The 13,412-nt window shown below is 26.0% G+C and carries 10 protein-coding genes; all 10 read right to left on the bottom strand.

Annotated features, from left to right (window positions below):
• Window positions 1-12: 12 nt before the first annotated feature.
• The 10 genes from ABHC41_RS05960 to ABHC41_RS05915 all read right to left on the bottom strand — a co-directional run bounded on the left by ABHC41_RS05960 (window position 13) and on the right by ABHC41_RS05915 (window position 13,409).
• Window positions 13-2,445, bottom strand: a complete 2,433-nt coding sequence (locus ABHC41_RS05960; protein WP_166505835.1) for a PAS domain-containing sensor histidine kinase — start codon at window positions 2,443-2,445, stop codon at window positions 13-15.
• Window positions 2,446-2,471: 26 nt separating this feature from the next.
• A complete protein-coding gene (locus ABHC41_RS05955; protein ID WP_195237278.1) occupies window positions 2,472-4,811 on the bottom strand; it encodes a PAS domain-containing sensor histidine kinase in 2,340 nt (779 codons plus the stop codon).
• Between the two features lie 245 nt (window positions 4,812-5,056).
• Complete coding sequence (sigK, locus tag ABHC41_RS05950; RefSeq protein WP_092924494.1) at window positions 5,057-5,707, bottom strand: RNA polymerase sporulation sigma factor SigK; 651 nt, start codon at window positions 5,705-5,707, stop codon at window positions 5,057-5,059.
• A gap of 85 nt (window positions 5,708-5,792) precedes the next feature.
• Window positions 5,793-7,472 carry a penicillin-binding protein 2 gene (locus tag ABHC41_RS05945; protein WP_195237277.1) on the bottom strand — a complete coding sequence of 560 codons (1,680 nt, stop codon included), beginning with the start codon at window positions 7,470-7,472 and terminating at the stop codon, window positions 5,793-5,795.
• A 65-nt stretch (window positions 7,473-7,537) separates the two neighbouring features.
• The gene (udk, locus tag ABHC41_RS05940; RefSeq protein WP_092924490.1) at window positions 7,538-8,167 is read right to left on the bottom strand and encodes a uridine kinase; all 630 of its coding nucleotides are present in this window, start codon (window positions 8,165-8,167) and stop codon (window positions 7,538-7,540) included.
• Between the two features lie 34 nt (window positions 8,168-8,201).
• A complete protein-coding gene (locus ABHC41_RS05935) occupies window positions 8,202-9,125 on the bottom strand; it encodes a peptidase U32 family protein (protein ID WP_092924488.1) in 924 nt (307 codons plus the stop codon).
• Window positions 9,118-9,786, bottom strand: a complete 669-nt coding sequence (locus tag ABHC41_RS05930; protein WP_092924486.1) for an O-methyltransferase — start codon at window positions 9,784-9,786, stop codon at window positions 9,118-9,120. The genes ABHC41_RS05935 and ABHC41_RS05930 overlap by 8 nt, the downstream gene beginning before the upstream one ends.
• An 83-nt stretch (window positions 9,787-9,869) precedes the next feature.
• Window positions 9,870-10,934, bottom strand: coding sequence for an endolytic transglycosylase MltG (gene mltG / locus ABHC41_RS05925; RefSeq protein WP_092924484.1), 1,065 nt, complete (start codon window positions 10,932-10,934; stop codon window positions 9,870-9,872).
• 247 nt (window positions 10,935-11,181) lie between these two features.
• The gene (locus tag ABHC41_RS05920; RefSeq protein WP_195237276.1) at window positions 11,182-12,507 is read right to left on the bottom strand and encodes a pyrimidine-nucleoside phosphorylase; all 1,326 of its coding nucleotides are present in this window, start codon (window positions 12,505-12,507) and stop codon (window positions 11,182-11,184) included.
• 89 nt (window positions 12,508-12,596) lie between these two features.
• Window positions 12,597-13,409, bottom strand: coding sequence for a purine-nucleoside phosphorylase (locus tag ABHC41_RS05915; RefSeq protein WP_271892360.1), 813 nt, complete (start codon window positions 13,407-13,409; stop codon window positions 12,597-12,599).
• Window positions 13,410-13,412: the final 3 nt, after the last annotated feature.

The raw sequence follows: 13,412 nt of genomic DNA, 5'->3' as shown, positions 1-13,412 counted from the left end.
ATACATTTATATTTAAAAATTGCACATTCTTAAGTACTCTGTATATATAAAGTTTTCTGACTTTTTGCTTCCTCTTTCTTTATATTCACATATATCTAAATCGCTTTCTATGTTTAAATTGATTTCTATACCATTTCGATTATTTCTATTTACACTTATGTCACCATTATAAAGTTCTAAAATATTCTCTGTAACTTTAAACCCTATATCTATAGCTGATTTATATTTATCATTTATATATTTATAATGATTATATTTATCTTTATTTCTAATACTTATATTAGTTTTATTACCTTTCCTATCCAAATCAACGTAAATTGTACTATTTGAACAAGAATACCTTATAACTATAGATAATAAAGTTAATATAACTCTCTCTATATCGTCATCATCTACTCTTGATACAATCTCTTCCTCACTAGTATCAAATACTATGTTTATATCATTTTCTAATAAATATTTATTAAACTCCTCACAAGTTTCTTCTATTAACGTAACTATATTATAACAATTCACATTAGTTTCATGAAACTCAGATTCTAACTTAGCTAAATCTATTACATTGTTAATTAAGTTCATCAGCATATAAGAATTCTTTTTGATAATACTTATAGAATTATTTAACTCCTTACTTATTTCTTTTTCTATTTTATCTTTATATATATACTCTATTAGCTGAATCGATGATGATATTACATTTAGAGGTGTCTTTAACTCATGAGACATATTAACGAAAAACTCAGTTTTTATTTTATTAGCAATTTTTTTAGCTTCTATTTCTCTTTCAATATTTTCTATATTTACACTTTCTGTTATATCTCTTACTATTCCGATTTCTTTGATTTCATTATTAATTTCTATTAATTTTTTCCCAACCTCTAAGTTTAATTCTTCTCCCTTACAAGTTAAAACATCTTTTCTTTTAAAAACTACCTCCTCGTTGTTTTTATTTGAAGATATTAATATATCATTATTTAGTAGTATATCTTCTTCTTCTAGATTTAGATTTCTGGATATTTCTGTAAATGCTACATTTTTATATATTATATTTTTCTGTCTATAATCTGCTAAATATATACCTTCTGGTATTATATTAACAAATGTTTTATACTTTTCTTTGCTCAATTTTAATTTTTCAATAGATTCCTTATACTCTGTTATATCTTTTATAACAACTAAATTTTTATGTGTATCTCCATCTTTAAAACTTGTTCTATCTATATTCATATAAGAATTTTTTCCCATAGAAGAATAACATATTTCTCCTGTTATAGAATCCTCTAGAACTATCCTTTTTATTTCTTTTTCATTAAAATCTATACCATTATCTTTACTATTATATAAAATATTATTATTGTCTGTTATTAGTATATTATATGGTATAGTTTCTATTATTTTTTCGTACTTTATATTGTTTTCATCGGTCTTTATCTCATTTTGCTTATTGTAAGTTATATCTTTAAAGGAACATATGATACTTTCATTTTTATTAAATTTAATTGGTGTAAATGTAACTTTAAAAAATCTTCCATCCTTGCTCTTTATATCACTTTTAATTTCTGTACTATGTTTTTTTGTTTTTTCTATACTATTTATAAAATTCAATTTATCTTTTATATTATCTCTTAAAAATTCATCTATCGTTAATTTTTCTTTATGCACTTTATATTTATTCCAAATTCTAAGGAAATTATCATCTTTACTCAATATACATCCATTAGAATCTATTATAAATATACACCTATCTTCTTCTCCTACAATTTCTTTAATTAATTCTTTTTTATTCTCTAAATTCTTTTCTAACTTAGCTGTTATATATTTATTTTGTTCTAACTTTTTATTGTATAAACTAATATTTTTGTTACCTTTTTTAAACATTTTTTTCTTTTTCCATACTCTATTATGTTCAATTATTATATATGAATTTACTATATTTTTGAACATGTACAAGTATACAATTATATCTATAATACTCCTATATAGTAATACATTCTCTTTTTCAACCAATAGGCTTAACAAAATACTTGAGTATATAAAAGTAATAAATATAACAGTTATCTTACTAATACTTTTTCTTCTTGTTAATTTTATGATTTCATAAAAAATCATCGTACTTATAAAACCAGTTACCAAAATATTATATAAACCAATTTTATTGTCTATCAGTGTTGTAAGTAACAATATAAAACTAATAAATATTAAATTATTTATTTTTTTGTTGATATTATTTTCACATACGCTAATCAGGATTAGTACTTGAGCAATCATATAAAAGTTGCTCAAGCTTCCCTGTGATATATCTTTTGCTTTTGATATAATAATAACAACTATCATACTTAAAACAATAATATCTTTCTTGCTTTTATGTAAAATATATTTAGAATATACTACATATAACATTGCAAGAAGTATTGAAACTGTAAGTATATTAATATATTTATGCATTCTCAATCCCCTTTAATATAATTAACTTAGCTACTACAATTAAAATATATATCTGAAAATTCTATATCGATTTTTTCGTTATCACTAACACTTACTCCCACATCTATATTTTCACTATTTTTTATATTATCTTTTAAAATAATGGTAAATTCACTCCCCACATTTACCTCGCTGTTTACCTTAATGTCTCCTCCATGTGCTTTTACTAATTTATTTACTAATGATAAACCTATACCAGTTCCCTCTGCACCTCTTGTAAGGGTTCTATCTACCTGTTCGAAGTTCTCAAATATAATACCTATTTTATCTTTTGGTATTCCTATTCCAGTATCCTTGACTGATATATATACTAAATCTCCATCTTGCCTAAACTTGACTACTATTTCTCCGCCTTTTGCAGTATATTTTATAGAATTTGATATAAGATTTAATACAGCTTTCTCTATTTTTTTCTTATCTAGTATCATATATTTACTATCTATATTAGATTTAAATTCTATATTTACTCCATTTTCACTTGTATATAGCTTAGATTTATTAACTATATCCTTAAGCAAGTTTACTATATCATACTTCTTATATTCCATTTTATAGGTTCCATTTTCAAAATGTCCTATTTCTAAAATATTATCTAATAATCGCATTAGCCTATAACAATTTTGTTTTATAAGTTTTGTACATCCATTATCTCCCTTATTATTTTCTTTTTCATAATTGTATATAAGTTTATTAGTTTCAAATATAGTTGTTACAGGTTTTTTTATGTCTTTAGATACATTAGCTAAGAACTCAACGTTAAATCTATACTTATTATTTATTTCACTTAATATTTCTTCCATTTTCTTTATTTTATATTCATTGTCTAAAGTTCTCAATATTATCAAATAACTATTGCCAATATCAATTATAGCAATTTCTATCTCTTTAATTTTATTTGAAGGAACTTGAAATCTTTTAAATTTACCATATTCTAATTGATTTAAGTAGCTTTTAACTATCTTATTTAGGTTTTCAGTTCCTATTTCTTTTAATATTTCTATTAATACCTTATTTCTATATATATGATTATGTCCATTTTTTTCTATTATTGCTATACCTTGTGGAAGTGTTTGCAACAATACCTTATAAGTTTTTTCTCTTTGCTCAATTTCCGAGATAGTATTTTCTATGTTAGTTATATCTATGGCTATAGTTAACAAATTCTTATTTCCTCTTAATATAATACTTGTTGTTATTACTTCTATAACTTTCTTATTTTTTGTCTTTATCTTCATACTTACCTTGTCTTTTTTTCCAGACTGAACCATGTTTACTTGTTCTATAAATTTATTTACACTTTTACTTAATACCTTTTCTTGTATATTTTGTAAAACTCCCCTAGATTCATCATAATCCTTTATATCAAACAATTCTATAGCTTTATTATTTATATATTTTATACTGCTAGAATTATGTATTATTATTCCGTCATTTAATATGTCTATTAATTTTTTAAATCTTTGTTCACTCTCTTCTAATTTATTTCTTATTAGGACGCTTTCTGTTATATCAGTTAGAATACATATATTTCTATATTTATTTTTTAATATTTCTCTCTTAGATGCAAGTCTATATATCTTTTCATCATATCCATTTATTATGGTATCCAAATTTTCAATTTCATTTAAATCTTCTGGAAAATCTATAAACTTTGATTTTATTTCTTCTAATATATCTAAATCACTTAAATTACTTTTATCTTTACATATAAATTTCTCAAATTCTTCATTTCCATAGAGATATTCTCCATCTCTATTTAATAAAAAAACTATATTTTGAGATTCTTCAATTGATTTATTTAATTCTGTATTTACTTCAGCCATACTATCTTTAATTTTTTTTTGGGTCTCAAATTCTAGATTTATTTTATCTATTAGAGATTGTGTCATACTTTGATTATATTTAACCTTCAATTTATAATCTTTAAGCATTTTCATTATATTTTCCATATTACTAATAAGTAGTGCTTGTACAATTGATAAGTTTAGCAAAGTGTATGTTAACATATAAAATTTATTCTTTATACATAGACTCATTACAATAAATAGATATATCCCTACCATAGTTAATATATATCTATTTTTGATTCTTAGATTAGTCTTTTTGTTGATTATGATACTTATTTTTCCTAAGTTTAACATAGTAACTCCAAAGTAATAATTTCCAGTTACTAACATCAAAATTTCTAATAAATATATACATAATATATACATTAAAGATTTACAATTTAATATTTTGTAAAGTACTAATAATATAAAAGGAATAGAAATAGCTATAGATAAACTAACAATTTCAAAAACTTCTTTATAAATATATAAAGATTTCATATTTTCACCATCCCCCTTTTTTTGATTCCCCTTACTATAATTTTATCTATTATGCATTTATATTTTTGTTTTCAACTTGTACATTCATAATCCTTCTTCTATCTTCTATATAAGTAATATTAACATATTATAAATAGTTTTTTTGTCAGTTTTTGAACAATTTCACTATAAATTATTTGTTATAAATTACAGTTTTATGTAATAAATACTCTAAGTATTATATATATTCTTAAAACAAAAAAAGCCTATATAAGGCTTTTTTCTGATTTTAATTCTTTTCTAAGTTTTTTTAGTGCCCTTTTTTCTATTCTTGATACATAAGATCTAGATATATCAAGTTTTTGAGCAATTTCTCGTTGTGTTTTATATCCACAAGTGGTTAACCCATACCTTAAAAGAACAATTTCTTTTTCTCTTTTAGTCAATATCTTATCTAGTTGTTCATATAACTTACCTATTTGAACCTTAAGTTCTACTTGGTCTAATATATAATCTATATCAGTTCCCAAAACATCTATAAGACTAATCTCATTGCCTTCTTTGTCCGTGCCTATAGGATCTTGAAGAGATACTTGAACCTTATTTTTTTTATTTGTTCTTATGCTCATAAGTATTTCATTTTCTATACATTTAGATGCATAAGTTGCTAGCCTAGTTCCTTTGTCAACATTATAGGTTTCTATAGCCTTTATAAGTCCTATAGTACCTATAGAAATAAGGTCATCTTGCTCTTCATTGGCATTATTGTACTTTTTTGCTATATGGGCTACTAATCTCATGTTTCTCTCTATTAAAACTTCCTTTGCATGTTCATCTTTGTCTTTTTTAAATTTAGTTAAATAAGTAACTTCTTCTTCAGGGGTTAATGGTTTTTCAAATGATTTAAAAGTTGTCAACAGGCCACCCCCTCTTTGAGATGCTTCATTTTAAATTATATGAATCTGGCCTGTCTAAATTGCTTGTTTTATATAATATTTTATTTTATTTATATTTTAAATTTGTGCATATTTCCTTGAAGATTGGTAATGCTGATTTGCTTTCTTCTTTAGTTCCTTCTACTATTACTGTTATAGTATATTTTGGTGTGTCACTTGGATAAAATCCAGTTATCCATCCATTATTTACTGAAATACCATCTATATTGGTTTGGGCTGTACCTGTTTTAACGCCACACCCGCCTTCTAAGTCTTTAAGTGCTTCTCCCGTGCCTGATAAAGATACTTTTTTCATCATGTCTTTTACTATAGTCAATGTATATGGTGATATTATTTCATCTTCTTTAGATTGATTAAAATTTTTTAAGATACCCTTATTATTATCTACAATGCTATCATATATATATAATGGCTTATATGTTCCATTATTAGCAATTATTTGTGTCATTTGATTTATTTGTATCGGTGTAAATTCCATACTTCCTTGACCTATAGCTAAATTTCTTATAGATATGTCTTTTGGTATTTCTCTATTTACTTCCTCTTCTAACCCTATATCTAACTTTTCATCTAAATGGAGTTTTTTAGCATACTCTATTATTTTGCTTTTTCCTACTTTATTTGCAATATCAAAAAATGCAGTATTACATGAATTAGCAAAAGCTTCGGTTAAACTTTGTATACCATGTCCCTCTTTATTATGGCAATTTAATATTTCTTTATTTTTTCCTATTTTTGTATTTCCTGTGCAATTATATGTATAGTTCTCATCTATAATTTTAGTATCAAGAGCTGCATATAAAGTTACTATTTTAAATACAGAACCTGGTGCATAAGTATTTTGTATTACCCTATTTCTAAGTTCACCCTTAGATTTGTCTGTATCACTTATATACTTACCTATATCATTTTGATCAAAGTTTGGCCTAGAACTCATAGATAGTATTTCACCACTTTCTACATCTGATATTATAACAGCTGTAGGGTTAGCTTCTTTATCTACTACTTTTTCAACTATTTTTTGAATATTTTTATCTATTGTTAATTTTATATGCTTATCTTTATCATCTTTTGTTACTGTTTTTATACTTCCTTTTAGTACATCTAAACCTTCTTTTCTACCTGCTTCACCTACTTTAAATACAGATATATATTCTTCATTTGATGCATTAAGCACTTCATCCATACTTCTCTCTATTCCATATTGTCCTATCTTATCTTTTTTATTTATATATCCTATAGTGTGGGATAAAAGGCTATCTTCGTCATATCTTATACTTCTTTTAGATACTATTATATTTTTTTCTAGTAACTTTTCTTCCATTTTTTTACTTATATTATTTACTTGTATTTCAAATATTGATGACTCTGTTTGCTCTTCTATTTCTTTATATATCTCTTTATCACTTAAATTACTTACTTCTTTTACTAAGTTTCTTATGCTAGAATCATTTATAAATTTTTCTTTTTGTACTATTAATACAGTTTCTTTCTTCTTATCCGTTAAAGGTTGATTATTTCTATCATAGATTACACCTCTACCAGTATTTAAATCTATTTTTTCAGTACTTTGATTTTCTTGTCTTTGTTTATATTCATCAGATTTTAATATTTGTATATCTGCTAGTCTATATATTAAAAATAAATATACTAATACAAATATTAAAACTGTTGTTTTTCCTCTACCAACCATAGTTTTTGGTAAATTATATTTTTTCCTTGACATAAAATCACCCCTTAGATACTTGTCATTTTTGACAATTTCTAAGGGGTTAATACTCTTTATTCTAATTAATCTAATTGTGTTCTTATTTTACTTATAACTATATCTATAGCTACTTCGTTTTGTCCACCTTCTGGCATTATTATATCAGCATACTTTTTATATGGTTCTATAAATTGATCATGAGCTGGCTTTACTGTAGTCAGATACTGATCTATAACAGAATCTACAGTTCTACCTCTTTCTTTTATATCTCTTTGTATTCTTCTAAGTATTCTTATATCATCTTCAGTATCAACATATATTTTTATATCTAATTTATTTCTTAACTCTTCATCTTCAAGTATCATTATACCTTCTACTATTATTATATCCTTTGGAGTTATTGTAACAGTTTCGTCATGTTTTCTAGTATGAAGTTCATAGTCATATATAGGCTTTTCTATGCTTTTTCCATTACATAATTCTTCTATATGTTGTATTAAAAGCTTATTATCAAAAGCAAGTGGATGGTCATAATTAGTTTTTAGTCTATCTTCAAAACTTAAATGTGTTTGGTCTTTGTAGTAAGCATCTTGCTCTAATGTAGCTATATTTTCATCTGGTATATTATCCATTATAGCTTTACAAACTGTACTCTTACCAGAACCAGTTCCTCCTGTTATTCCTATTATTAAAGGTCTCTTAGTTTTTTTCATGATGTAGTACTCTCCTTACAAAAAAGATTAGCGTTTATTCTTGATCATTTGGATTCTCTAAATAGAATCCAGATGTAAACTCTCTATTATTTAACTTTATTTCTTCGATCCAACTTGGATTAAACTCCCAATTATTTGGGTCTTCATAAAACTTATCTAAAGCAAATCTATAAGCTTTAACAACTTTAGATATATAATTAGCGTCTTTCATCTTACCTTCTATTTTAAGACTATTTATTCCTGACTTTATCATAGCCGGTAAATCTTTTATCATACATAAATCTTTAGAATTAAATATGAATGTTCCTCTCTCATCTTCATAAACCGGGAAATATTCTCCTGGTCTTTTCTCTTCAACTAGACTGTATGTTTTTTTATTTACTTCACTATCTGAATCTTTTCCTTTTATATAATTGCTTATAAGAGGCCTTCCTGAATAAGATATAGCCATTACTCCATGTACATATGCTTCTAAATCCAATTCTATAGGTGTATTTAGCCTTATTTGACCTAGCTCATCACAAGATAATTCTCTTGATAATGTTATTCTTTTTATACCTTGCTCATGCCAAAATTTAGCTGTTACGTAATTTGTAACATTAGCTTGTTCTGCTAAATGTATATCCATATTTGGTACAGCCTTTTTAGCTACTACAAGCATACCAGGCTCTGCTATTATGATAGCATCTATTCCTACAAATTCAAGTTCTTTTAGGTATGTTTCTATATCTGAAAAGTCCTTACTATGAGGAACTATATTAACAGATGCATAAACCTTTTTATTATGTTTATGTGCAAAGTTTATACCTTCTATTAATTCATCCTTTAAAAACTCCTTATCTATAGAGTTAAGACCAAAAGCTTCACTTCCTATATATATAGCATCTGCACCATTTGTTATATTTAACTTTAATTCTTCTAAGCTTCTAGCTGGCGCCAATAATTCTACATTATGCATTTAAATCACCCCTCTCGCTTTGTTTGTAGCTAAGTGCTACTCCATCTGCTATAGGTATTAAAGATGTAGTTAAATAGTCACAGTTTGATATATAATCTAAGTAACTTCTCATTCTTTTTACTATAGTCTTTTTACGTCTTATAACGAAACTATCATGTGCAACCATTCCTTGATATAATATATTATCTGATATTAAAAGTCCATCTACTTTTAATTTATCTATAACCATATCATAAAATAATTGATATTGTCCTTTAGCTGCATCTAAAAATATTATGTCAAACTCTCCTTGAACTTCTTTTAATTTTTCTTCTGCATCGCCTTCTAATATCGTTATATTATTTTCAAATCCAGCTAATTTTATATTTTCTTTAGCCTTTTCTATCATTTTTTCATTTCTCTCTACTGTTATTATCTCCACATCTTCACCTAGAGTAGATGCAAATAGTATAGATGAGTATCCTATAGCACAACCAACTTCTAGTATTCTCTTTGGTTTTTTCATTTTTAGTAAAACTTTTAAAAGTTCTGATACTTCTTTGTGTATTATAGGTACATTATTTTCATGTGCATAATCTTCTAGTTCTTTTAAAAGTCCTTCTTTATCTTTTAATGTATTTCTTATGTAATCTTGTACTAATTCATTTACTATATTGCTCATTAAATTCACTCCTTAAATAGCAGAAACATTAATATAGGATTACACTTTGAATATCTCAAAGCATAATCCCCATATTTTAAATTTTATTTATTCTCTGCACTTGCTTTTTCTTTGCTTAATTTATCCCTTTGTTCTTTATATTCCTTCTCAAACTTAAGATGTTCTTCGTAAGTTTTGCTATAGTTATTTCCTCCATCCATAGTAGCTACAAAGTATAAATAATCTGTATCTTTTGGATATAATACTGCTTCTATAGATTTTATACTAGGATTAGCTATTGGTGTCGGAGGTAGTCCCACATTTTTATAACTATTATACGGAGAATCTATCTTTAAATCATTATATGTTACTATTTTTTTTCTTTCTGGGAATATATACTGTATAGTTGCATCAGACTGAAGTCTCATACCTATATCTAATCTATTGTAAAATACACTTGCTATCATAGGTCTATCTTCATCTCTAACAGCTTCTTTTTCAACAATAGAGCTCAGATTTACGACCTCTTGAAGAGTCATTTTTAACTCTTTTTGTCTTTTTTGTAACTTTTCAGTATACATTTTACCAAATTCAGCTAACATTTTATCCAAAACCTCTTTTTCACTTGTACCTTCTTCAAAGTAATAAGTCTGAGGATATAAGAAACCTTCTAGTGTAGTTATATCTTTTTCTTTTAAATATGGAAAATCACTATAAAATTCCTTTGGATTTTTGATTAGTTTTTCATACGTTTCTTTATTGCCCAGTTTTTTAGATACTAATTTATCAATTACTTCATTAGAAGTTGATCCTTCTGGTATAGTTACTTTTATACCATCTTGATATGTTTTTCCAGATGATAATATGTCAATTATATCATTATTAGAATAGGTTTGATTAAGCAAATATTTTCCAGACTTTATGTTTGGAATTTCATTACTTACTTTTGCTACAACTTTGAATAATGTCTTATTCTTTATTAATTTTTTTTCGTATAATATATCTGTCATTGTATTTATAGTAGCACCTTTAGGTATTTCTACTACTATATCTTTTTTATTTTTTTTATTGTATGGTCCTATTTGTATGAACACAAAACTCCCTATTAATCCCAATAATACTACCAAGGAAATTAATGCTATCTTAAGTTTATTATTTCTCAAGTACATAGTATTTTCTACTCCTTATATATATTTATATCTTTTATATTATAAATCTAAGAATAAAAATTTTCAATAAAATTGTCGAATAAATTTCTTTTCTAAATTCATTGCTTTTTTATATTTGACTTATCTAACGTTCATTTATTAGTAATTTATCAAATTAATTATAAAAATTAATAGCTTCAAAATTTTTTTATAATTATAAAAAGCTTAACGTTATTTTTTACACGTTAAGCTTTTTATAATCATAATATTAAAATTTTTTTATTTCATCTTTAGTTACAACACCATATATTAACTTTTTAGGTTGTGTTTTATCATCTACTATTTCATAAGCATTTATAAATCTTTCTTTTGCTTGTTCAAATTTTTCTTCTTTATTATAATGCATGTAAGCTAATACATCGCCTTCATTTACATAGTCTCCTACTTTCTTTTGAAGTACTATACCTGCTGATAAATCAAGTTCATCTTCTTTAGTTTCTCTACCAGCACCTAAAATCATAGCAGATACCCCTATTTCTTCTGCTTCTATCTTACTTATATAACCACTTTTTGGTGATTTTATAGGTACTATATTTTTAGATTTAGGAAGTAAATCATAATCGTCAACTACCCTCTTATCTCCGCCTTGATTTTCTATAAACTCTTTTAGTTTTTCTAGTGCACGTCCTGAAGATATAGCGTCTTGTATCATTTTCTTACCTTCTTCGAAACTTTCACAAACTTTTGCTAATACTAACATATATGCCCCTAATGTTTCACATAGCATTACAAAATCCTTAGGTCCATTTCCTTTTAAAGTTTCTATAGCTTCTATTACCTCTAATGAGTTACCTACAGCAAATCCTAAAGGCTCATCCATATTAGTTATCATACCTATTGTTTCTCTACCCATTCCACAACCAATATCAACCATAGCTTTTGCTAGTTCAAATGAATCATCTAGTGTTTTCATAAATGCTCCATCACCAGTTTTAACATCAAGTAATATAGCATTTGAACCTGATGCTAATTTTTTACACATTATACTAGCAGCTATTAAAGATATATTATCAACTGTAGCAGTTACATCTCTTAGAGCATACATTTTTTTATCAGCAACTGCTATTGTAGCTGTTTGACCACAAACTGCTATATTTTTTTCATTTACAGAATTTATAAATTTCTCTGCATCCATTTCTATTGAAAATCCTGGTATAGCTTCTAACTTATCTAAAGTCCCTCCAGTGTGTCCTAATCCTCTTCCTGACATTTTAGCTACAGGAGCACCACATGATGCCACTAATGGAGCTAAAGCTATTGTAGTTTTATCTCCTACTCCTCCTGTACTATGCTTATCAACTTTTATTCCTTTTATAGCTGATAGGTCTATAACATCTCCTGAATTCATCATAGCTTCTGTAAGATATACTGTTTCTTGTTTATTCATTTTGTTTATATATATTGCCATTAAAAGAGCTGATGCTTGGTAATCAGGTATTTCATTTTTTGAATATTTTTCTACGAAAAAGTTTATTTCTTCTTTAGATAATTCATGCCCATCTCTTTTTTTTCTGATTATATCATATATTCTCATTTTATCTCTCCTTAACAAACTTTATATATAATCTATTATTTAAATTCAATAAGCTTAATACTAAGTTTAGTATTAAGCTTATATATTTATTATATACTTTTAACTACTAATTTAACTAAACTTAAGAATTCAGCTTTTACTTTTTGAGTAGTTTCTATTACTTCTTCATGGTTAAGAGGTTGATCAAGTATTCCTGCTGCCATGTTAGTTATACAAGATATTCCTATAACATCCATAGATGAATGGCTAGCAACTATTACTTCTGGTACAGTAGACATACCAACAGCATCAGCTCCTAGTATTCTTGCCATTTTAACTTCTGCAGGTGTCTCATATGTTGGTCCACTAAAGAATGCATATACACCTTCTTGTACTTTTATATCTAGCTTCTTAGCACACTCTCTAACTAATTCTATATATTTTGGTGAATAAGCTGTAGACATATCTGGGAATCTTGGTCCAAATCTTTCATCATTTTTACCCATTAAAGGTGTACTTCCACTTAAGTTTATATGATCTTTTATTATCATTAAATCACCTGGTTTAAAGTCTACATTTGCTCCTCCAGCTGCATTTGTAACTACTATAGTTTCAACTCCTAAAGCTTTCATAACTCTAACTGGGAATGTTATTTCTTGTTGAGTATATCCTTCATAGTAGTGGAATCTCCCTTGCATAGCAACTACATCTTTGCCTTCTAATTTACCTATTACAAGGCATCCTGCATGTCCTTCAACAGTAGATACAGGGAAATTAGGTATTTCATTATATTTTATCTTTACTGGATTTTCTATTTCATCAGCTAATACTCCTAATCCAGAACCTAATATAAGTCCTATCTTAGGTGTTATATTTATTTTTTCATTTATAAATTTTGCACTTTCTTGTACTTTGTTAAACATATG

Origin of the sequence: Romboutsia sp. 1001216sp1, assembly GCF_039841805.1 — a bacterium.
Classification (GTDB): Bacteria; Bacillota; Clostridia; order Peptostreptococcales; family Peptostreptococcaceae; genus Romboutsia_C; species Romboutsia_C hominis.
This window is presented reverse-complemented; position numbering and strand designations above follow the sequence as displayed.